Consider the following 20461-nt stretch of genomic DNA (forward strand, 5'->3'; position numbering starts at 1 on the left):
TCGCCGCCGGCTGGCATGGCGGGACAGGGAGTAATAGGGCTGGGGTGTGCGGGTCCCGTCGCCGGCGGGGGGTGCGGAAGCGAAAGGCGTGGTCGTCATGATCGTCGGGGTACCGCGGGAGATAGTGGATAAGGAATACCGAGTGGCCCTCACGCCGCAGGGCGCACATGAACTGGCTGCGGAGGGACACCGCGTGCTGGTGGAAAAGGGGGCAGGCGAGGGTTCGAGCATCTCCGACGGCGATTTCGCATCCGCCGGAGCGGAGATCGTCCCCGCGCGCGAGGATGTTTTCGGTGAGGCGGAGCTCATCCTCAAGGTCAAGGAGCCGCAGGAGAGCGAGTATCCCCTGCTGCGCGAAGGGCAGATCATATTCACCTTCCTCCACCTCGCGGCGCATCGCGGCCTGACGGAGGAGCTTATCAAGCGCAGGGTGGTGGCCATCGCCTACGAGACGGTGCAGCGCCAGGACGGCTCCCTTCCCCTCCTCGCGCCCATGAGTGAGGTCGCGGGGCGCATGGCTCCCCAGGTGGGAGCGCATTACCTGGAGAAGATGAACGGGGGGAGGGGCATGCTCCTGGGGGGAGCCACCGGGGTGCCGCCCGCCAACGTGGTCATCCTGGGGGCGGGCATCGTCGGCAGCCACTCCGCCATCCTCGCCACGGGGATGGACGCCCACGTCATGGTGATGGACAAGAGCGTGGTCAAGCTGCGCTACCTGGAGCATATCCTGCACGGGCGCATAACCACCCTCATCTCCAACAAGATGAACGTGCGCGAGGCGGTGCGCCAGGCGGACGTGGTGATCGGCGCCGTCCTGGTACCGGGCGCCAGGTGCCCGGTGCTTGTGGACGAGGAGGTGGTGGGCCAGATGCGTCCCGGTTCCGTTGTGGTAGATGTTTCCATCGACCAGGGGGGATGCTTGCAGACCTCCCGCCCCACCACCCACTCCGACCCGGTGTACGTCCTGCACGATGTGGTCCACTACTGCGTCGGGAACATCCCGGGAGCCGTGCCGCGGACCTCCACCTACGCCCTGACCAACGTGACCCTTCCTTACGCTTTGCTCATAGCGGAAGTGGGGTTGCGAGAGGCGGTGAGGCGCGATCCCAGCCTCGCCAAGGGCGTGAACACCATCGAGGGCAAGATCACGTCGCGCCCGGTGGCGGAAGCCCACGGCATGGAATACGAACCGCTGGATATCGTCCTGCCCATCGATCTTCCCGGCGGACAGCTTTTTCCCTATTAGGCAGGTGGAGGGGGGATGCAGGGGGACGCCGGTGCCTGGCAGGAGCTGCTGAGGGAGTTCTCCGTCTTCCTGAGGACGGAGAGAGGGCTCGGCGAGCGCACGGTGGAGGCCTACATGAGGGACCTGCGCCGTTTTTGCGATTTCGCCGTGCGGAAGGGGTATGGGGCTCCAAGCGAGGTGAAGAGAGAGGGGCTGACGGAATTCCTCTCGGAGATGCGGGAGCGGGGGCTTGCGCCCCGTTCCCTGGCACGCATGGTGGCTTCGCTGCGCACCTTTCAACGCTTTCTCCTCGAGGAGGGAGGGGCTGAGTCGCTCCCCGTCGGCGACCTGCCCTATCCCCGCCACCTCAAGCCACTTCCCAGGGTCTTGAGCCGGGAGGAGGTGGAGTTGCTCCTGGACCAGCCCATGGTGGGGGATGCCGTGGGGTTGCGGGATCGCGCCATGCTGGAAACCCTTTATGGGACCGGGATACGCATATCGGAGCTGGTGTCTCTCAACGTCGAGGACCTCGACATGGAGGAGGGCGAGATGAGGGTGATGGGGAAGGGCGCGCGCGAAAGGGTGGTGCCTGTGGGAAAGACGGCCGCCGACGCCATAGCCGCGTATCTGGCCCACGGGCGCACCAGGCTGGCGCGTTCCCCCGCGCAGAGAGCGCTCTTCCTCAACGCGAGGGGAGAGAGGATCACCCGCCAGGGAGCCTGGGGAGTGGTGAAGAAGTATGCCCGCCGCGTGGGGCTGGAGGACGCCATGACCCCCCACACCCTGCGCCACAGCTATGCCACGCACCTGCTGGAAAACGGGATGGACCTCCGCTACATACAGGAACTCCTCGGCCACGTGAGCATCAGCACCACCCAGGTCTACACCCACGTGAGCAGGAGAAAGCTGCGGGAGGTTTACCGGAAGGCCCACCCCCATGCCTGAGCTCTCGAGGGCGGCGGCACCTTCTTGTGAGCGCTGGAGCGTGCTCCGTGGAGTGAACGGGGAAGCGTCCGTGGTGCGACGAGGGTTTCCCGGGAAAGGATTTGGTTATAATATATGGAAACATAACGGGAAAGGCGCGTTTTCATCACATGCTGCGCCATCTCGATACGAGGGAGGAGGTGATAGGACAGGGCTTAGTGATAAAAGAGGGAACGGAAGGAGGTGAAGCGATGCCCGACGTATCAGGGATAAGGGATTACATGATCAAAAAGACCATCAACGGCTTAATCTTCGTCTTACCCAACGTGCCCGACGACAAGCTGCTATCGTTCGCCGAGAAGTTCGTCAAGGACATCCGCTGGCCGGACGGGCAGGAATTCGTCAAGAACCTCATCCTTCAGGTGAAGAGGCGCCTCCCCGACCTGCACAAGAACGTGCGCAGGGGAGCCATCAACTTCCTCACCGACGCGCTCTTCTACAAGGCGCGGGCGAGGGAGGAGTTCGAGCGTCGCAGCGGCTTCAGCCCGCCCCTGCTCCTGGTCATCAGCCCCACCATGCGCTGCAACCTGCGCTGCGTGGGATGCTACGCCGGCATGTACTCGAAGAAGGACGACCTCCCTGCCGATGTTTTCGACCGCGTGATCCGGGAGGCCAAGGAGATGGGCATATATTTCATAGTCATCTCCGGTGGGGAGCCCTTCTTCTACGGTCCGCTGCTGGACACCTTCCGCGAGCATCACGACGTGACCTTCCAGGTCTACACCAACGGGACGCTCATCGACCGCGAGCTGGCGGGGACGATAGCCGAGCTGGGCAACGTCATCCCCTGCATCTCCGTGGAGGGATACGAGCGGGAGACAGACGAGCGCCGGGGGGAGGGCGTCTACGCCAAGGTCCTGCAGGCCATGGACAACCTGCGCGAGGCGCGGGCCCTCTTCGGCTTCTCTGCCACCGTCACCCGCTTCAACTCGGACCTCCTCACGAGCGAGGATTTTGTGGACTTCTACATGGAGGAGAAGGGGTGCTTCATCGGGTGGTATTTCCAGTACATGCCCATAGGCACCCGGCCTTCCCTTGACCTCATGACCACTCCCGAGCAGCGCATGCAACGCTGGGAGCGCATCAACCGCATACGCCGGGAGAGGAGGGCCCTCATCTCCGACTTCTGGTGCGATGGTCCCCTGGTCGGGGGATGCATGGCGGGAGGCCACAATTACCTGCACATCAACCAGAACGGGGACGTGGAGCCCTGCGTCTTCGCCCATTTCGCGGTGGACAACATCAAGGAGAAATCCCTGGAGGAGGCGTTGAACTCGGAGTTGTTCCGCAGCATCCGCAGCCGCAGGCCCTATCACCCCAACCTCCTGCGCCCCTGCATGATCATCGACCATCCCTACGTCCTGCGGGAGTGCGTGGCCGCAAGCGGTGCCAGGGCCACCCATCCCGAGGCGGAGGGGATACTCACCGAGCTGGCACCGGACCTCGACCGTTACGGCGAGGAGTACGGGAGGCTGGCCGACGAGGTGTGGATGGAACATTACCAGGAGCCTTACCTGCGGGCGGAAGGGGCCAGCTCGGCCTGACGCCTGGAAGGGAAGGGACAGAGGACCGCCCCGAGCGGGCGGTCCTTTTGTCGAAGCGGGAGAACGTCGACGCCGCCTTCTTGGACGTGCCGTGCTCGCGGGGCCCGGGATGCAGGGCGGCGGGGCGGGATGAAACCCTGGGGAAACCCTGGGGATTACAAGGGCGCGGCGAGGTGCAACCGTCGGCTTATGTCGTTCCCGCTGGGGTATGGGGCAGCGGGAGGGGGCCGTGCGGCTTCCGGCGTGCCGGGATACCAGGACAGGGGCGATAAAACCGCGTGGAACGGGAGGCTAAAGGCATGCGGGGGGAGAATGATAATATGATCCGTATCCGGAGCGTGAAAGGATGGGGGCATGGACGAGGTTTTCTTCGGGGAAGGGTGGCTCGACGAGCTTCTGAGGGAACCGGCGCCTCCCGAGGACTTCCGGGCGAGGGTAAGGAGCAGGCTGCGGGAGGCGGAGGAGGAAGGCGGGGTTTCCTGGGAGGACGAATGGAACGAGATAGACCTTCTCGTGTCCGCGGGGGAGGCCGGTGCAGCCCTGGGCAAAGGGGTGCGTTCGCTGCGCAGGGCGGTCGACCTGCTGGGTGGGCTCCTGGAGGGAAACGAGAGGGTGCTGGAAAGGCCGTTCAGCCCCTTCCTCGTGCGCAGGCGGGAGATAGCGAGGGTGCTGCATCCCCGCGAGGACGTGGAGAGGCTGGCCTCCTCCCGCGACGACCTGGACGTGGTGGTCAGCCTGGAGCTGGTCAACGATGCGCGGCGACTGCTGGCCAGCTGGGGGGTCAACGCATGGGGGGAGGAGCCATTGCGCGTCATCCCCCGCCTGGAGAAAGACCTTGAGGGGATACGCGGTATCCAGGCCTCCCTGCGCAAAAGCGAGGAGGAAGGGCTGGAGGACATTGAGGAAGAGGTGAAGCTGGCGGACCGCTTCGCCACCGTGGCCACCGATTTTGCCCGCGACCTCCTTGAGCTCCACCTGCTGAACACCCGCAACCCCGAGGTGCCCATGCGCTTCCGCATACTATGGGATACGGTGAGGCAGCTCGAGGAGGAAGACGCGGCCGCCGCCGCCTTCGAGGCCCTGCAGGTACTGCAGGAACTCCTGCAGCTGGCCGGGCTGGGTGGTGGGGAGACCCTGGAGACGGTGGACCTGCTATACGACCGCTTGAGCGATCCCGAGGGGCTGCGGCGGGCCGTGGACCGCCTCACGCAGGCGCGCAGGGAGGGAGCGGGCCTTCTCACGGCCGAGGAGGCCGGGGAGCACGTGAGGTCCATCCGGCAGGCCGTTACGGATCTGGGCATCGATCTGGAATAAAATGGATGATAGGGCTGGAAGCCGCGAGGGGACGCAGGGGACGTGCTTCGGGCACGGGAGACGTCCACCCTGTCCGGAGGCGCGGGTTGAAGGAAGCACGCCGTCGGCGCGCATGAGATGGCAGCGCCGGGGGAGGAGGACGTGATGGCGCGGCGCGCCGCTCGCGTGGTCTGGCTGGTCCTGGACGGCGTCGGGGCGGGAGCGCTGCCCGACGCCGCCGACTACGGCGACGAGGGGGCTGATACCCTGGGGCACGTTGCCGCGGCGACGGGCGGTCTGAGCCTTCCCGTGCTCGAGGCCATGGGTATCGGAAACCTGACGTCCGTACGCGGGGTGCGCGGTCGCCGCGATACCGTGGGGGCGTACGGAAGGATGATGGAGGCCTCCCCGGGGAAGGATTCCACAACCGGGCACTGGGAGCTCGCGGGCGTGATACTGCAGAAGCCCTTCCCGCTCTATCCCCGGGGTTTCCCGTCAGATCTGGTGGAACGCTTCGAGGGGCTCATCGGCAGGAAGGTGCTCGGAAACAGGGCCGCTTCAGGCACGAAGATCATCGAGGAGCTGGGGGAGGAGCACCTGCGCAGCGGCAGCCCCATCCTCTACACCTCCGCGGACAGCGTCTTCCAGCTCGCGGCGCACAAGGACGTGATACCCCTGGAGGAGCTCTACGACATGTGCCGGAAGGCGCGGGAGATGCTGCAGGGGGAACATGCCGTCTGCCGGGTCATCGCGCGCCCTTTCGTGGGCCGGCCGGGTTCCTTCCGCAGGATAGGCGCGGAAAGGCTGGACCTTTCCCTGCCGCCTCCGCGCCCTACCGTCCTGGACATGTGCAGTTCCGCCGGGCTTCCCGTCAAGGGGGTGGGTAAGGTGGGAGACCTGTACGCGGGGCGCGGCTTTATCTCCAGCCCGCACACGGAGGGCAACGCGGAGACCATGTCTCGCCTGCTGGAGGAGGTGCGTGCGGGAGGGGAGGGCATACTCATGGCCAACCTGGTGGACTTCGACATGCTGTACGGGCACCGGCGCGACGCGCGCGGCTTCGCCCGCGCGCTGCGGGAGGTGAACGACTTTTTGCCCCGCCTGCTGAGATCCATGGGGGAGGGGGATGTGCTGGTCGTCGTCTCGGATCACGGCTGCGACCCCACCTTCCACGGCAGCGACCATACCCGGGAATACGGCATTCTGCTCCTCTCCGGCGGCATGGTGAGGGAGGGCTGCGACCTGGGGACAAGGCGGACCTTCGCCGATTGCGGCAGGACCGTCGCCGATCTACTCGGCCTGGACGCGGAGGGGCTGGACGGGGAGAGCTTCGCCGCCGAGGCTTGCGCGGGATGAGTAGAAAGCGGGCTATGATACCCGCGCTGCCGGGAGGGTGCCGCAACGGAAGGCCGGAGGAGAAGGGCGGATCGCGGCGGGGAGGGCTTCGCGGGCGGGTTGCCGCGTCGTTACGGCATGCGCTTTGCGCATCGCGGGGGATCGGGGAGCGGGTTTCGGCGGAACAGGCGTTTAAGTGTACCCCAGGCTTCAGCGGAATAGGCATGAGGGTATATCCTTATCGTGGAAGACATTGTCGTGGAAACAGCCCGCCTGCGTGAGCGCGGCCGGGCGGGACGGCGGGCACGCCCGGCGGTGGCGTGCTCGAGTCCCCGGGGGAGCGCGGCGGGCGCGGTTCGGCGGATCGCGTGAAAGGACTGTCCGGTGGACGTCATCCTGGGACACGTCAACGTGGATTTCGACGCGCTGGCCTCCATGGTAGCGGCCAAAAAGCTCTACCCCGAGGCGGTGATGGTCTTCGCGGGGTCGGTGAACCGCAACGTGCGCGAGTTCATCGCCCTGCACGGGGATGTCCTGGAGTTCATGGACCCCAGGTCCCTCGATCGCGAGGCCATACGGCGCCTCATAGTGGTCGACAACCGCATCGCGGACCGCCTGGGCGAGTTCAGGGACCTCCCGGGAAGGGAGGGCGTGGAGGTCTTCGTCTACGATCACCATCCGCCGTCTCCGCACGACATGAAGGGCGTCAAGGACTACGGCGAGCCGCAGGGGGCGACCATAACCGTTCTCCTGAAAATAATCCGCCGCAAGAGGATGGCCATCACGCCCTTCGAGGCCACCCTCTTCGCTCTCGGCATCCACGAGGACACCGGCTCGCTCACCTTCGCCGGTACCACTCCCGATGACGCGGATGCGCTGGCCTACCTCATGCGCGAGGGGGCCAACCTCTCGGTGATCGTGCACTTCCTGGGCAAGCGGATGTCCCCCGCCCAGCATGAGCTCATGAAGAGGTTCATATCCGACCTGAGGCAATACCGTATCAACGGGGTCATGGTGACGGTGGCCAGGGCGCGCATGGACGGCTACGTGGAGGGAGCCTCCATGGTGGCGGGCAGGCTTGCCGAGCTGGAGAACCTTGACGTGCTCTTCACCCTCGCCGAGATGCAGAAAAGGGTGGTGGTGGTCGGCCTTTCCCGGTTGCACCAGGTGGACGTGGACGAGGTGCTCTCCGGGCTGGGCGGCGGGGGACACGCCAAGGCGGGGTCGGCGGTGATGAAGGGGTACAGGCTGGACAGGGCGGAGAAGGAGCTGCTATCCCTGCTGGAGGCCAAGGTGCGCCCCCTGGTCACCGCCAGGGAGATCATGAGCGGTCCGGTGAAGACGGTGAGCGAGGACACCCCCATCATCGAGGCGTCGCGGCGCATGGAGCTGACCGGGCACACGGCCTTCCCCGTGGTGGACGGGCGCGGGGACCTGGTGGGCATGATATCCCGCAAGGACCTGGACAAGGCGGGGCATCACGGCCTGGGTCACGCGCCGGTGAAGGGCTTCATGACCCGCGTCCTCATCGCCGTGGACGAGGATGCCTCCCTGCAGGAGATACAGACCCTGATGACCGAGAACGCCATCGGCCGCGTGCCGGTGGTCCGCGAGGGGAGGGTGGTGGGCATCGTCACCCGCAAGGACCTCGTCCGCGCCCTGCACGGCGCCGATTACCTGCGCGGTTTCGCTCCCCCGCAGCGCAGCACGGGTTACAACCGCTCGGAGATCATCGAGCTCATGCAGCGGCAGCTACCGGGCGAGGTGCAGGGAATACTGCGCACCATCTCCAGGGTCGCCGAGGAGGGCCGTTACGATGCCTTCCTGGTTGGGGGCGTGGTGCGCGACCTCCTCCTGGGCGTCCCCAACCTCGACCTGGACATCGTGGTGGAGGGGGAGGGGATCGAGTTCGCGCGCAGGGTGGCCCGCGAGCTGCAGGCGCGCGTGCGCAGCCACCGCAAGTTCGGCACCGCTGTGATCATCCTGCCCCACGGCAGGAGGATAGACGTGGCCACGGCCCGTACCGAGTTCTACGAGTATCCCGCGGCGCTGCCCACCGTGGAAATATCTTCCATCAGGCAGGATCTCTACCGCCGCGATTTCACCATCAACGCCATGGCCGTGGCCTTGAGCGGCGAGCGTTTCGGGGAGCTGCTGGACTACTTCGGCGGCTTGCGCGACCTGGAAAAGAGACAGGTGCGGGTGCTGCACAACCTGAGCTTCGTCGAGGATCCCACGCGCATCTTCCGCGGCGTCCGTTTCGAGCAGCGCTACGGTTTCCGCCTGGAGAGCCAGACGGAGATCCTGGCGCGAAGGGCGGTGGAGATGGAGATCGTGGGGAGGTTGACCAACGCCCGCGTCAGGGACGAGCTGGTGGACATCTTCTGCGAGCCGCTGCCCCTTCCCCTCAAGGCGCTGGAACGGCTGGAGGACCTGGGTGCCCTGCGCACCCTGCACCAGGATCTCGCCGTCACCGCGGCCATGAGGGAGAGGTTCCGACTCCTGGAGAGGCACCTGGAAGCCGCCCGCAAAGCGGTCGGCGACGCCGTGAAGGTCTGGGTGCTGTGCATGGCGGCCATGCTGGCCGATCTTCCGTCGCGTGAGTCCGAGAAATGGTGCCACCAGATGCGCTTGCGCCGCGAGGACTGCGAGGCGGTGCGCCAGTGCCTGGAGCGGGTGCCTGATATCATGCGCAGGTTGCAGGAGGGGGAGCCCCCGCCCAGCAGGGTCGCGTCGTTGCTCGAGCCCCTCGGGGGGGAGGCCGCGGCCTACCTGTACGTCATGGGTGGAGAAAAGGCGAGAAAGAAGATGAGGTCGTTTTACGGCAAGTGGAAGAAGATGAGCCCGAGCATCAGCGGCAGGGACCTCGCGGAGATGGGCCTGCCGCCCTCGAGGCTCTATTCCCAGATACTGGAAAAGATTAAGGCGGACGTGCTGGACGGCAAGGTGAAGGGAAGAGAGGAAGAGCTGGCCCTGGCAAGGACGCTGGTGGAGAAAGCGAAGGAGAGGAAGGCGGGATGAACCCATCGAGGCTGGAGATCTCGTTGTACATGATGGTGGGACTCATCGTGGGCGTAATCGTGCACGAGTACATGCACGGCTACGTGGCCTACCGCATGGGCGACACCACGGCAAAGCGAGCCGGGCGCCTCACCCTCGACCCGCTGGCGCACATCGATCCCTTCGGGACCGTCATCCTGCCCGGCATGCTCTTCCTCCTCAGCATCATGGGCTACGGGACGTTCATCATAGGGTACGCCAAGCCCGTTCCCATCAATCCCTTCCTCTTCCGCAAACCGCGCGGCATCATCTGGGTCTCCCTGGCCGGCCCCCTTTCCAACCTCTCGCTGGCGGTCGTCTTCTTCGGCCTGCTGCGCGTGCTGACCCTCTTCGAGGGGGGGGCGGTGCTCGACCGCGCGGTGATGACCTGCCTCTTCATCGCCTACATCAACGTGGTGCTCTGCGTCTTCAACCTAATACCCATACCGCCGCTGGACGGATCTCGCGTCCTGGGCTATTTCCTGCGGGGCGAGGCGAAGAGGTTTTACCAGTCCATGGAGGCCTACGGATTCTTCGTCATCCTCGTCCTCATCATGTTCTTCGGCTTCCTGTTCAGCAGCCTGGTGGGGGAGCTCGCCAACCTCATCCTGCGCCTCTATGGTCTCGGCGCCGTTTTCTGAGGTGGAAGAGCATGAACACCTGGCGCAACCTGCCCGGCAAGCTGAAGGTGAGCATGCTCTCCCTGTACCCGGGGCTGCGGCGCGAGGCGCGGCGGGCCGCTGAGGAACTGGGCGAGGGGGAGAAGGAACTCTTCCTGTCCCTGGGGCGCTACGATCTCGCCCACTCCCTGGCCATGGCGCGCAGGCTGGGGGACGATCCGCTCCTGCGCCGTGCCGCCCTCCTCCACGACACGGGAAAGCTCCGCCGGGACCTCGCCATACCCACGCGCTGGCTCTACACCTTCCTGGAGATCTTTTTCCCGCGGCGTCTGCGGAGGATGTGCACCGCCGTGGACGAGAGGGCGCGGGGGTGGGAAGTGCTGGAAATGATTGACAGCCTGCCCCGGGGATGGCGCCGCGGCTTTTTCGTCCAGTCGCATCACGGCGAGATAGCCGCCGCGATGCTGCGCCGGGCAGGAAGCGACGGCGAGCTGGTGCGCCTGGTGGAGGAGCACCAGGGCGAGCCACGCGACGCAAGGGCGCGGAGGCTGCGGGAGACTGACGACGCGCTCTGACCGCCCCGCCCCCGGGCCTTTCCGCCTCGGGATCAAGGACAGCGTGCGTGCGGCGTGTTCGCGGGATATCCTTTACAATGTGGGAAAGGTCATGGGGCGGGGTGGCGCGGCGCAGCCCCGCGGAACGCAGGAAGGAAGGCCTGAAGAGGAAGGAGGCGACTTGGCGAAAAGGATCCTTACCGGGTACCGTCCGACGGGCAAGCTCCACCTCGGTCACCTGCACGGGAACCTCAAGCGCATGGTCGAGCTGCAGGAGGAGGCGGAGTGCTTCTTCTTCATAGCCGACTGGCATGCCCTGACCACGGATTACCAGGACCCCTCGCACCTGCGCGCGTACAGCGAGGAGATGGTGCTGGACTGGCTGGCGGCGGGCCTGGACGCCGACAAGGCGGCCATCTACCGCCAGTCCGACCTTCCCGAGGTGGCCGAGTTCCAGCTCTACCTCTCCATGATCACGCCCCTGGGCTGGCTGGAGAGGGTTCCCTCCTTCAAGGAGCAGCAGGAGCAGTTGAGGGGGAGGGACATCGCCACGCACGGCTTCCTCGGCTACCCCGTGTTGCAGGCGGCGGACATCCTCATCGTGCGCGCGGACGGCGTGCCGGTGGGGGAGGACCAGCTTCCCCACCTCGAGCTCACGCGGGAGATAGTGCGCCGCTTCAACCACCTTTACGGGGAGACCTTCGCGGAGCCCCAGTCCCTTCTCTCGCCTTCTCCCCGCATACCCGGGACCGACGGGCGCAAGATGAGCAAGAGCTACGGGAACCAGATCTCCCTCGGCGATGACCCCGGGGAGATCCGAAGGAAGGTCGGCATCATGGTGACCGACCCTGCGCGCAGGACGCGCCGCGACCCCGGCGATCCTGAAAAATGCAGCGTTTTCGAGCTGCACAAGGTCTATACGCCCGACCGCCTGCAGGAGATAGCGGAGAAGTGCCGCACGGCGGGATGGGGATGTGTCGATTGCAAGGGGGTGCTCGCGGAGCGCGTGTCCGACTCCCTGCAGGGTTTCCGCGCCAGAAGGAAGGAACTGGAAAACAACCCGGGCATCGCCTGGGAAGTGCTGGAAGAGGGCCTGCGCAGGGTAAAGCCTGTGGCCGGCGAGGTCCTGGGAGAGGTGCGCCGGCGCATGGGCATCGCCTGAAGGAGGTAGCCTTGCCTTACCTGGTCAAGCTGGAGGTGTTCGAGGGCCCCTTCGACCTCCTTCTCCACCTCATCGGGCGCAAGGAGATAGACATCTACGACATCTCCGTCGCGGAGATCACCGACGAGTACCTGCGCTACATCGCGTCCCTGCAACAGCTCGACCTCGAGGTGGCCACGGAATTCCTGCTCATCGCCGCGACCCTCCTCAAGCTGAAATCGGATCACCTCCTCCCGTCCCCGCAGCGCGAGGAGGAGGAAGCGGCTCCCGGCGAGGTGCGCGAGGAGCTCCTGTGGAGGCTGCTCCAGTACCAGAAATTCCGCAACGCGGCCTCCCATCTCTGGGAAAGGCTGGGCAGGGAGGAGAGATATTATTACCGGGAGGTGGACCTGGAGGAGCCCTTCCGCGGCCTGGTGCCGGATGTGCTGCGCGGGCTCACCCTGCGGGGACTGGTGGAGACGGCGCGCGACCTCGTGGAGACGGAAAGCGAGGTGGATATCTCGTACATCGCGCCCATCAGGGTGAACATACCCGATTTCATCGAGCGCATAAGGAAGGTGCTGCGGCAGAAGGGGCATACCACGTACCGGGAGTTGACCGCCGACTGCGCGCTGCGCATAGAGCTGATAGCGACCTTTCTCGCGCTCCTTGAGCTCTTCAAGCTGGAGGAGGTAGACCTGAGGCAAGCGGTTCGCTTCGGCGATATCGAGGTGTATCCCGTGGAGGGTGAGAGCGATGGAGATCAGGCCCCTGGGCGGTAAGATCTGGAGGATGGGACCCGGCGAGGAGGATCCCGGGCGCGGAGAAGAGTTGCGGGGTGCGCTGGAGGCCATGCTCTTCGTATCGGGTGAACCCCTCACCGCGGGGAGGCTGGCGCAGGTCCTGGGCTGCGACGAGGGAACGGTTACGTCCATCCTGCAGGAGTTGCGCGAGGAATACGTGCGCTACAACCGGGGCGTGCAACTGCGCGAGGTGGGGGGAGGCTGGCGCATGCACACCCATCCCGCTTACGCGTCCCACGTGGAGAAGCTCCTGCTCTCCACGCGGCGTGCCCGCCTGACACGGGCGGCGGTGGAGACGCTGGCCATAATCGCGTACCTGCAGCCGATAACGCGGAGCCAGATCGCCAATATCCGTGGCGTGCAGTCGGAGAACATGGTCAAGGTGCTGGAGGAGTTGGGCCTGGTGGCGGAAAAGGGCAAGGAGAGGTCCCCGGGGGGGCCCGCGCTTTACGTCACCACCGACGCCTTCCTGGAGCGCTTCGGCCTCAACAGCCTCGAGGACCTTCCTCCCCTGGAGGATTTCGAGCCGGACGAGGAGACGGTGGAACGCATCTCCCGTTCCCTCGCCTCTGGTGAGGGTGGGGGAACGGGGAGCGAAGACGGGAGCGGGGATGCGGCCCGGGACGGCCTGGCGGCCGCAAGCGAGATACCGGGGTTGCCGGACGGGGAGCGGGAGGAGTCGCCGCCCGGCGCGACCCGAGGCGTTCCGCCGCGCGTTGTTACGTTGCGCGAGGACGGTGCACTTGGGGAAGAGAGGGGCGGAGAGGACTGAGGGAAGCCGCGGGGCGTCGTCGCATGCGGCGGAGTCCGCGCACGGCCCCGAACCGTGCGGGCGGAGGGGAGCGGGCGGCGGCGGCGAAGGCGCCGCGCCGCGACTCCAGAAGGTGCTCGCGGAGTGCGGGCTCGGCTCCCGGAGGCGCTGCGAGGAGATCATCGAGGCCGGCCGCGTGCGGGTGAACGGCAGGACGGCTTCCCTGGGGGATCGCGTGGACCCGGAGCGCGACCGCATAACGGTCGACGGCATCCCCTTGCGTCCACGCGGGGAAAAGAGATACGTACTGCTAAACAAGCCCGCCGGCTACATCACCACGGTCAGGGACGGCCGCGGCCGACCCACCGTCATGGACCTGGTGCACGAGGAGGGAAGGCTGTTCCCCGTGGGACGCCTGGACAAGGATACGCGGGGCCTCCTGCTCCTCACCGACGACGGTTACCTGGCGCAGCGCCTCCTTCACCCCAGCATGGGGGTGGAGAAGACCTACCTGGTGCGCGCGGAGGGTTATCTCACGACGCAGGGACTGGCCCGCCTGCGCAAGGGCATACGCCTGGAGGAGGGGACGACGGCCCCGGCCAAGGTGCGGGTCCTGGCCAGGAAGGGCGGGCAGTGCCTGCTCGAATTCACCCTGCACGAGGGGAAGAAGAGGCAGATAAGGCGCATGTGCGCGGCCGTGGGACTGCGGGTGGTGGACCTGGTGCGCACGCGCTTCGGACCCCTCGATCTCCGCGGGTTGGGGGAAGGCGAGTACCGTCACCTCACCGCGGACGAGGTCCGCAAGCTCATGGAGGTGGGTTGAGGGCTGCGGGGACGGACCGCGGATGCCGTATCGTTCACGCAGGCGCCGTACGGGTTGTGAGGGGCCCGGCCCGATGTGGTAAACTTTATTGCCGAAGCACAAGGAGGCGGGAAATGCAGCTGAGAGCCTTGAGGGGGGCCATCCTCTGCCGGGAGGACAGCAAGGAAGAGATCGTAGAGAGAACGGCACAGTTGCTGCGGGAGATGATCAAGCGCAACGACATCCGCCCGGAGGATATCGTCGACGTCATCTTCACGGCCACCGAGGACCTCACCGCGGAGTTCCCGGCGGCGGCGGCGCGCCATATCGGCCTCACCCACGTGCCGCTGCTGTGCGCCAGGGAGCTGTCCATAGCGGACGGAGCCCCGCGGTGCATAAGGGTGCTCATGCATTTCTATACCCGCAAGCACCCGCACGAGTTGCGCCATCCCTACCTGGAGGGAGCGCGCCAGTTGAGGACCGACCTGCCCGAGTGAGGCGCTCGCTCAAGCGAGGGGAGGGGGTCTCGCGCAGAAGCACGCGGGGCTTGCAAGCCAGGCGACACGGGGGTCCAGGACGACCGGGGGTGGAAGGACAATCGCTGCAGGGCCAGGGTCCCGCCGTCCCTCGGATTACGGCTTTTCCGTGAGGAAGGGGAGTGATCGGTATGGTCATCGTGATGCGACCCGGGGTGAGCGAGAAGGAGATCGAGGAGATCGTGCGCCTGCTGCACGATTCGGGGCTGGAGGCCCACATCTCGCGGGGCGAGTTCCGCACCGTCATCGGCGTCATAGGCGACGACGAGCTGGTGCTGCAGGTCCCCTTCCAGGCCTATCCCGCCGTGGAGAAGGTGGTCCCCATCCTGAAGCCGTACAAGCTCGCCAGCCGCGAATTCCAGGGCGAGGACACGGCGATAAAGGTGAACGGGGTCCAGGTGGGAGGGGGCACCTTCACCGTCATCGCCGGGCCCTGCTCCGTGGAGAGCGAGGAGCAGGTGGTGGAGGCGGCGCGAGTCGCCAGGCGTTGCGGGGCGCGCCTTTTCAGGGGAGGCGCCTTCAAGCCGCGCACCTCCCCGTACAGCTTCCAGGGCCTGGGCGAGGAGGGCCTGAAGCTCCTGGCGAAGGCGCGGGAGGAAACGGGCCTTCCCGTGGTGACCGAGCTGCTCGATGTGCGCGACCTGGAGCTGGTGTACCGCTACGCCGACGTTCTGCAGGTGGGAGCGCGCAACATGCAGAACTTCCTCATGCTCAAGGAGCTGGGGGGACAGGACAAACCGGTGCTTCTCAAGCGGGGGATGAGCGCCACGGTGGAGGAGTGGCTGATGGCGGCGGAGTACATCCTGAAGGAAGGCAACGGCAAGGTCATCCTCTGCGAGAGGGGGATCAAGACCTTCGAGACCGGCACCAGGAACACCCTCGACATATCCTCCGTCCCCATGGTAAAGAGCCTCTCGCACCTGCCGGTGATCGTGGATCCCAGCCACGCAACCGGCGTCAGCAACCTCGTGCCGCCGCTCTGCCTGGCAGCGCTGGCGGCGGGGGCCGACGGGGTGATGGTGGAGATGCACCCGCGTCCGCGCGAAGCCCTCTGCGACGGCTCGCAGTCCCTGGCGCCGGAGGATTTCGAGGTGATGATGGGAGAGGTGGCCAAGCTGGCGGGGTTCCTCGGGAAGCGGTGACGGGTGGCGCCGGGCGGGGAACGAAGCGCCCCGCCGGGCACCGCGGAAGCGGGGAAACCCCCGGTGCGGGGGCGGGCAGGAGGCGCCGCCGCGAGGGGAGAGGCGCGGTCGAGAACGGACATGGTAATCTATGGCAGATAAGTATTATGAGCGCGTGGGCATCCTGGGGACGGGACTCATCGGGGGGTCCATGGGGATGGCCATTCGCGCGGAAAGACTGGCCGAAAGCGTCACCGGCTACGATGCGGATGGACGCATGCTGCAGGAAGCCATGCGGCGCGGAGCCGTGCAGGAGACGGCGGGAAGCGCGCGGGAGCTCGCGTCCCTGTGCGACCTGGTGATAGTGGCGGTGCCGGTGCGCGCCATACCCGCGGTCCTCTCCGACATCGCCGGCTACCTGCGTCCCGGGACCACGGTGAGCGACGTGGGTTCGGTCAAGACGGGAATAGTGGAGGCGGCAAGGCGCGTGCTGCCCGGCCACTGCCACTTCGTCGGCGGGCACCCCCTTGCGGGTTCGGAGCAGAGGGGCGTGGAGTTCGCCGACCCCGCCCTCTTCCGGGACGCCTATTACGTGCTGACCCCGACCGGGGACTGCGACGCCGAGGCCTATTCCCGCCTGCACGCCCTCATAACGTCCCTGGGGGCGCGGGTCATCGCCATGGAGCCCGGCCTGCACGACCATGCCGTGTCGGTGATCAGCCACCTGCCCCATGTCACGGCCATGGGTCTCATGAACCTTGCCCTGCTGCGCGCCGAGAAGCATCCCCTGCTCGCCCTGGCGGCGGGAGGTTTCCGCGACGTGACCCGCATCGCGGCCTCCGACCCGGCCCTGTGGCTGGACATCCTCATGGAGAACCGCGTGGCGGTGGGCGAGTCCCTGCAGGAGTTCATCGACGCCCTGCGGCGGGTGCGGGAACTCTTGCGGGAAGGCCGGGAGGAGGAGCTTCTCGCCTGGATGGAGAGGGCCAGTTCGGGCAGGCGGAACCTGGCTCCCGCCCTGCGGGAATCCCTGGCCGAGCTCTTCGTCCTGGCGCTTCCGGTCGAGGACAGGCCGGGGGTGATCAGCGACGTCACCCTCACCGTGGGCGAGATGGGCATCAACATCGACGACCTCGAGCTCGTGCACCCCCTGGAAAGCGGCCAGGGCATCCTGCGCCTCACCATAACGGGGGAGCAGGCCGCCCGCATGGCGTCCGAAGCCCTGCGGAACAAGGGATACCGGGTGACCATGGGCAAGGCACTGGGAGAGGAATGACGGCGGGGAGGGTGCCGCGGTGGACATGATCTTCGGCAGCGCGAGGCCCCTGCGGGGCGAGGTGGTGGTGCCGCCGGACAAGTCCCTTTCCCACCGTGCCGCAATCCTGGGGGCCCTGGCCCACGGGCGCACCACCGCCGCTCCCTTCCTGCGGGCCGGTGACTGCCTGAGCACCCTTACGTGCCTGCGCAGGCTGGGGGTGGAGGTGCGTCTGTCGGGGGAGCGCCTGGAGGTGGAAGGGAAGGGGCCCGAGGCGTGGAAGCCGCCGCAAGGGGTCCTTGATGCCGGCAACTCGGCGACAACCATGCGCCTGCTGGCGGGAGCCCTGGCGGGGAGGCCCTTCCGCTGCGAGATCGACGGCGACGCCTCCCTGCGCAGGCGCCCCATGAGCCGCATCATCGAGCCCCTGGGCCGCATGGGTGCGCGCATCGTGGGGATGGGGGAGGGGGGACGCCCCCCGCTCGCCATCGAGGGCGGAAACCTGCGGGGTATAGAACACCACATGGAGGTGGACAGCGCCCAGGTGAAGTCGGCGCTGCTCCTGGCGGGGCTGCAGGCGGAGGGGGAGACGCGCATCCTTGGGGGGCGCTCCTCGCGTGACCACACGGAGAGGATGCTCCTGCTCATGGGGGCCGACCTGTCCTTCGAGGGCGAGGAGGCCCTGGTGATAAGAAGATCGGAGCTCGCGGGCGGGGAGATTGAGGTGCCCGGCGACATATCCAGCGCCTCCTTCCTCATCGCCGCGGCCCTCCTGGTGCCGGGGTCGCGCCTGCGCCTCAAGGACGTGGGGCTCAATCCAACGCGGGCCGGGTTCCTCTCCGTGGTGAACTCCATGGGGGCCCTGGTCGTGGAATCCGGGTACCGGGAGGTGAGCAACGAGCCGCGGGGGGACCTGGAGGTGGGAAGCACCGCTTTGAGCGGCGTGGAGGTCGAGGGACGGCGCATCCCCGCCCTCATCGACGAGGTTCCCCTGCTCGCGGTCATGGGCTGCCGCGCGCGGGGGGAAACGGTGGTGATGGGAGCGGAGGAATTGCGGGTCAAGGAGAGCGACCGCATAGCAGCCATATGCGGGGAACTGCGCAAGATGAGAGCGGACATCGAGGAGTTGCCGGACGGGTTCGTGGTCGCGGGCCCGGTTGAGCTCAGGGGCGCGCGGGTGGATTCCCACGGGGACCACCGCATTGCCATGGCCCTGGCGGTGGCCGCGCTCGTCGCCGAGGGGGAGACGGTCATCTCCGGCTGGGAATGCACGGACATCTCCTTCCCCGGCTTCGCCGTTCTGTTGCGGGAACTGGCGTCCTAAGGAAAGGCACGGGGGTGCGGGATGCGACGGCAAAAGGTGAAGGCGGAGGAAGCCGTCATCGCCATAGATGGGCCGGCGGGGGCGGGGAAGAGCACGGTGGCGCGTGAGCTGGCCCGCAACCTGCGCATGGCTTACCTTGACACGGGGGCCATGTACCGGGCCCTGACCCTGAAGGCACTGCGCGCGCACATGGATCTGGACGACGAGAGGGGCCTGGCGGGGATGGCGAGGGCGACGGACATCGTGAACGTCTACCGCCCACGCGCCCGGCCTCCCTATCGCGTCTGCATGGACGGGGAGGACGTGACCTCCGCCATCCGTTCGCGTGAAGTATCAGCCCATGTTTCCAGAGTCTCGTCCCATCCCGCCGTGAGGAAGGAAATGGTAAGAAAACAGCGCATGCTTGCAGGCGGGGGCGGCGTGGTAGCGGAGGGCAGGGACGTGGGCACGGTGGTCTTTCCCCGCGCCCACCTCAAGTTCTTCCTCACCGCGTCCACGGCGGAGCGAGCGAGGCGGCGCTACAGTGAGATGAAAGAGGAGGGATACGACGTCTCGCTGAAAACGGTGCAGCAGGAGATGGTGCGCAGGGACCACCTCGACTCCACGCGGCGGACCAATCCCCTGCGCAGGGCTCCAGACGCGCTGCTCGTGGACACCACGGGGCTCTCTGTGGCAGAGGTGGTAGGGAAGCTGCTGGCCCTGGCGAGAGACAAGATCGCGTGGTGACCGGTTGATGCGGTCAAGGCGAGCGACTTTCCCTTCATCTCCCCGCCGTGGGAGGTGGCGGGCGTGGAGACCGCCGCGCGTGGTCGAGGTCAGGGAGAACAGCCCGTGCCGAGGCGCGGTGGAGGAGGGGGACCTCCTTCTGGCGATCGCGGGAAGGAAGCCCCGTGACTTCATCGACTGCATGGAATGGGGCGACGCAGCGCGAGTGCGGCTCACCCTGCAGCGAGGCGGGAGGGACCTGGTCTGCGAGGTGCGCAAGGAGGAGGGCGTGCCCCTGGGGTTGGTCTTCGACGAGCCCGTCTTCGACGGGGTGATGACCTGCCGTAACCGCTGCCGCTTCTGCTTCGTGGACCAGATGCCGCCGGGCCTGCGCCCCTCCCTCTACGTGAAGGACGACGACTACCGCCTCTCCTTCTACTACGGCAATTTCATCACCTTGAACAACCTTGGCCGGGGAGAATTGCGCAGGATCGAGCGCCTAAGGCTTTCTCCGCTCTACGTTTCCCTCCACGCGACGGATGCGCGTCTGCGCTCCTACCTCATGGGAGGGAACGCCAGCCGAGGACTGGAAGCCCTCGCGAGGCTGCTGCGCGCCGGCCTGGAGATCCACCTGCAGGTGGTGGCCTGCCCGGGGATAAACGACGGGGAGGCCCTGCGGCGGACTTGCGAGGAGGTGTTGTCGCGTTACACGGCCGCTTCCCTGGGGGTGGTTCCCGTGGGCCTCACGCGCCGGGCTGCGCTCACGGCGCCGGGGATGCGGACCTTTGACGCGGGCACGGCGGCTGCCCTGCTGGAGGTGGTGCACGGCATGCAGGAGAGAGCGCTGGAATTACATGGCAGGAGGATATTCCACGCCGCGGACGAGTTCTACCTCCTGGCGGGGGAGGATTTTCCGGAAGCGTCCGCCTACGAGGGATACCCGCAGCTGGAGAACGGGGTGGGGATGGCGAGGAAATTCCTGGACGAGGGTCTTGGCGGCGGCACGGAGGGGAAGGGTAGGACCGCGGGGCGCGGCCTCATCACGGGCGAGGCGGGGGAGAACGTCATAAGGAAATTACTGGAAAGAGTTTCAGGTGGAGAGGCGGAGGTGGTGGCGGCGCAGAACCTCCTCTTCGGGGGCTCGGTGACCGTCACTTCCCTGCTGGGAGGAGGGGACATCCTGTCCGCGCTGCGCGCGCGCCGACCTTCCTGTCATACGTTACTCATACCCGAGAACCTCTTGCGCGAGGGGCGCTTCCTGGACGACATGACCCTCGCTGAGGTGGAGGAGAGGTCCGGCTACCGCCTGCTCCCCACCGCGGTAAACGGGAGGGCCTTTCTGGAGGCGTTGACCGGTCGATGAGCGGCGGTGGCCCTCGCTTTTTCACCGGCGAAAACCCGTCCGGGCACGGCTGTTCCGGCTTGTGGT

17 protein-coding genes are annotated in these 20461 nt (G+C 66.7%); all 17 read left to right on the plus strand.

Features of this window, described 5'->3' with window-relative positions; genetic code table 11:
• The first annotated feature begins 97 nt into the window (after positions 1 to 97).
• The 17 genes from ald (at position 98) to H5T73_08150 (ending at position 20395) form a co-directional block, all read left to right on the plus strand.
• A complete protein-coding gene (gene ald, locus H5T73_08070; protein MBC7247721.1) occupies positions 98 to 1246 on the plus strand; it encodes an alanine dehydrogenase in 1149 nt (382 codons plus the stop codon).
• A 15-nt stretch (positions 1247 to 1261) separates the two neighbouring features.
• Positions 1262 to 2170: a site-specific tyrosine recombinase XerD gene (xerD, locus tag H5T73_08075; GenBank protein MBC7247722.1), complete on the plus strand. Its 909-nt coding sequence runs from the start codon at positions 1262 to 1264 to the stop codon at positions 2168 to 2170.
• 230 nt (positions 2171 to 2400) lie between these two features.
• Positions 2401 to 3753: a radical SAM protein gene (locus H5T73_08080; GenBank protein MBC7247723.1), complete on the plus strand. Its 1353-nt coding sequence runs from the start codon at positions 2401 to 2403 to the stop codon at positions 3751 to 3753.
• 354 nt (positions 3754 to 4107) lie between these two features.
• Positions 4108 to 5067: a hypothetical protein gene (locus H5T73_08085; protein MBC7247724.1), complete on the plus strand. Its 960-nt coding sequence runs from the start codon at positions 4108 to 4110 to the stop codon at positions 5065 to 5067.
• Between the two features lie 144 nt (positions 5068 to 5211).
• Positions 5212 to 6402 carry a phosphopentomutase gene (locus H5T73_08090; protein MBC7247725.1) on the plus strand — a complete coding sequence of 397 codons (1191 nt, stop codon included), beginning with the start codon at positions 5212 to 5214 and terminating at the stop codon, positions 6400 to 6402.
• Positions 6403 to 6765: 363 nt separating this feature from the next.
• Positions 6766 to 9402 carry a CBS domain-containing protein gene (locus H5T73_08095; protein MBC7247726.1) on the plus strand — a complete coding sequence of 879 codons (2637 nt, stop codon included), beginning with the start codon at positions 6766 to 6768 and terminating at the stop codon, positions 9400 to 9402.
• Positions 9399 to 10061, plus strand: coding sequence for a site-2 protease family protein (locus H5T73_08100; protein ID MBC7247727.1), 663 nt, complete (start codon positions 9399 to 9401; stop codon positions 10059 to 10061). The genes H5T73_08095 and H5T73_08100 overlap by 4 nt, the downstream gene beginning before the upstream one ends.
• A gap of 11 nt (positions 10062 to 10072) precedes the next feature.
• On the plus strand, positions 10073 to 10615 hold the full coding sequence (locus H5T73_08105; GenBank protein ID MBC7247728.1) for an HDIG domain-containing protein: 543 nt from the start codon (positions 10073 to 10075) through the stop codon (positions 10613 to 10615).
• Between the two features lie 91 nt (positions 10616 to 10706).
• Positions 10707 to 11756: a tryptophan--tRNA ligase gene (gene trpS / locus H5T73_08110; protein ID MBC7247729.1), complete on the plus strand. Its 1050-nt coding sequence runs from the start codon at positions 10707 to 10709 to the stop codon at positions 11754 to 11756.
• 11 nt (positions 11757 to 11767) lie between these two features.
• Positions 11768 to 12517 carry a segregation/condensation protein A gene (locus H5T73_08115; GenBank protein MBC7247730.1) on the plus strand — a complete coding sequence of 250 codons (750 nt, stop codon included), beginning with the start codon at positions 11768 to 11770 and terminating at the stop codon, positions 12515 to 12517.
• A gap of 632 nt (positions 12518 to 13149) precedes the next feature.
• A complete protein-coding gene (locus H5T73_08120; protein ID MBC7247731.1) occupies positions 13150 to 14112 on the plus strand; it encodes an rRNA pseudouridine synthase in 963 nt (320 codons plus the stop codon).
• 113 nt (positions 14113 to 14225) lie between these two features.
• Positions 14226 to 14588: a chorismate mutase gene (aroH, locus tag H5T73_08125; GenBank protein ID MBC7247732.1), complete on the plus strand. Its 363-nt coding sequence runs from the start codon at positions 14226 to 14228 to the stop codon at positions 14586 to 14588.
• A 170-nt stretch (positions 14589 to 14758) separates the two neighbouring features.
• Positions 14759 to 15769 (plus strand): 3-deoxy-7-phosphoheptulonate synthase, encoded by a 1011-nt coding sequence (aroF, locus tag H5T73_08130; protein MBC7247733.1) that lies wholly within the window; start codon positions 14759 to 14761, stop codon positions 15767 to 15769.
• A 130-nt stretch (positions 15770 to 15899) separates the two neighbouring features.
• Entirely contained in the window at positions 15900 to 17024 is a 1125-nt protein-coding gene (locus H5T73_08135) for a prephenate dehydrogenase/arogenate dehydrogenase family protein (protein MBC7247734.1), read from the plus strand.
• Positions 17025 to 17049: 25 nt separating this feature from the next.
• A complete protein-coding gene (aroA, locus tag H5T73_08140; GenBank protein ID MBC7247735.1) occupies positions 17050 to 18327 on the plus strand; it encodes a 3-phosphoshikimate 1-carboxyvinyltransferase in 1278 nt (425 codons plus the stop codon).
• Between the two features lie 21 nt (positions 18328 to 18348).
• Positions 18349 to 19053, plus strand: coding sequence for a (d)CMP kinase (locus H5T73_08145; protein ID MBC7247736.1), 705 nt, complete (start codon positions 18349 to 18351; stop codon positions 19051 to 19053).
• 79 nt (positions 19054 to 19132) lie between these two features.
• Positions 19133 to 20395, plus strand: a complete 1263-nt coding sequence (locus tag H5T73_08150; protein ID MBC7247737.1) for a DUF512 domain-containing protein — start codon at positions 19133 to 19135, stop codon at positions 20393 to 20395.
• Positions 20396 to 20461 lie beyond the last annotated feature (66 nt).

Source organism: Actinomycetota bacterium (assembly GCA_014360655.1).
GTDB lineage: Bacteria > Actinomycetota > Geothermincolia > Geothermincolales > RBG-13-55-18 > JACIXC01.

What these genes read in the sequence shown, in the direction of transcription:
- ald (MBC7247721.1), top strand. Translation starts at nt 98, where the DNA reads ATGATCGTCGGGGTACCGCGGGAGATAGTGGATAAGGAATACCGAGTG.
- xerD (MBC7247722.1), top strand. Translation starts at nt 1,262, where the DNA reads ATGCAGGGGGACGCCGGTGCCTGGCAGGAGCTGCTGAGGGAGTTCTCC.
- H5T73_08080 (MBC7247723.1), top strand. Translation starts at nt 2,401, where the DNA reads ATGCCCGACGTATCAGGGATAAGGGATTACATGATCAAAAAGACCATC.
- H5T73_08085 (MBC7247724.1), top strand. Translation starts at nt 4,108, where the DNA reads ATGGACGAGGTTTTCTTCGGGGAAGGGTGGCTCGACGAGCTTCTGAGG.
- H5T73_08090 (MBC7247725.1), top strand. Translation starts at nt 5,212, where the DNA reads ATGGCGCGGCGCGCCGCTCGCGTGGTCTGGCTGGTCCTGGACGGCGTC.
- H5T73_08100 (MBC7247727.1), top strand. Translation starts at nt 9,399, where the DNA reads ATGAACCCATCGAGGCTGGAGATCTCGTTGTACATGATGGTGGGACTC.
- H5T73_08105 (MBC7247728.1), top strand. Translation starts at nt 10,073, where the DNA reads ATGAACACCTGGCGCAACCTGCCCGGCAAGCTGAAGGTGAGCATGCTC.
- trpS (MBC7247729.1), top strand. Translation starts at nt 10,707, where the DNA reads ATGGGGCGGGGTGGCGCGGCGCAGCCCCGCGGAACGCAGGAAGGAAGG.
- H5T73_08120 (MBC7247731.1), top strand. Translation starts at nt 13,150, where the DNA reads ATGCGGCCCGGGACGGCCTGGCGGCCGCAAGCGAGATACCGGGGTTGC.
- aroH (MBC7247732.1), top strand. Translation starts at nt 14,226, where the DNA reads ATGCAGCTGAGAGCCTTGAGGGGGGCCATCCTCTGCCGGGAGGACAGC.
- aroF (MBC7247733.1), top strand. Translation starts at nt 14,759, where the DNA reads ATGGTCATCGTGATGCGACCCGGGGTGAGCGAGAAGGAGATCGAGGAG.
- H5T73_08135 (MBC7247734.1), top strand. Translation starts at nt 15,900, where the DNA reads ATGGCAGATAAGTATTATGAGCGCGTGGGCATCCTGGGGACGGGACTC.
- aroA (MBC7247735.1), top strand. Translation starts at nt 17,050, where the DNA reads ATGATCTTCGGCAGCGCGAGGCCCCTGCGGGGCGAGGTGGTGGTGCCG.
- H5T73_08145 (MBC7247736.1), top strand. Translation starts at nt 18,349, where the DNA reads ATGCGACGGCAAAAGGTGAAGGCGGAGGAAGCCGTCATCGCCATAGAT.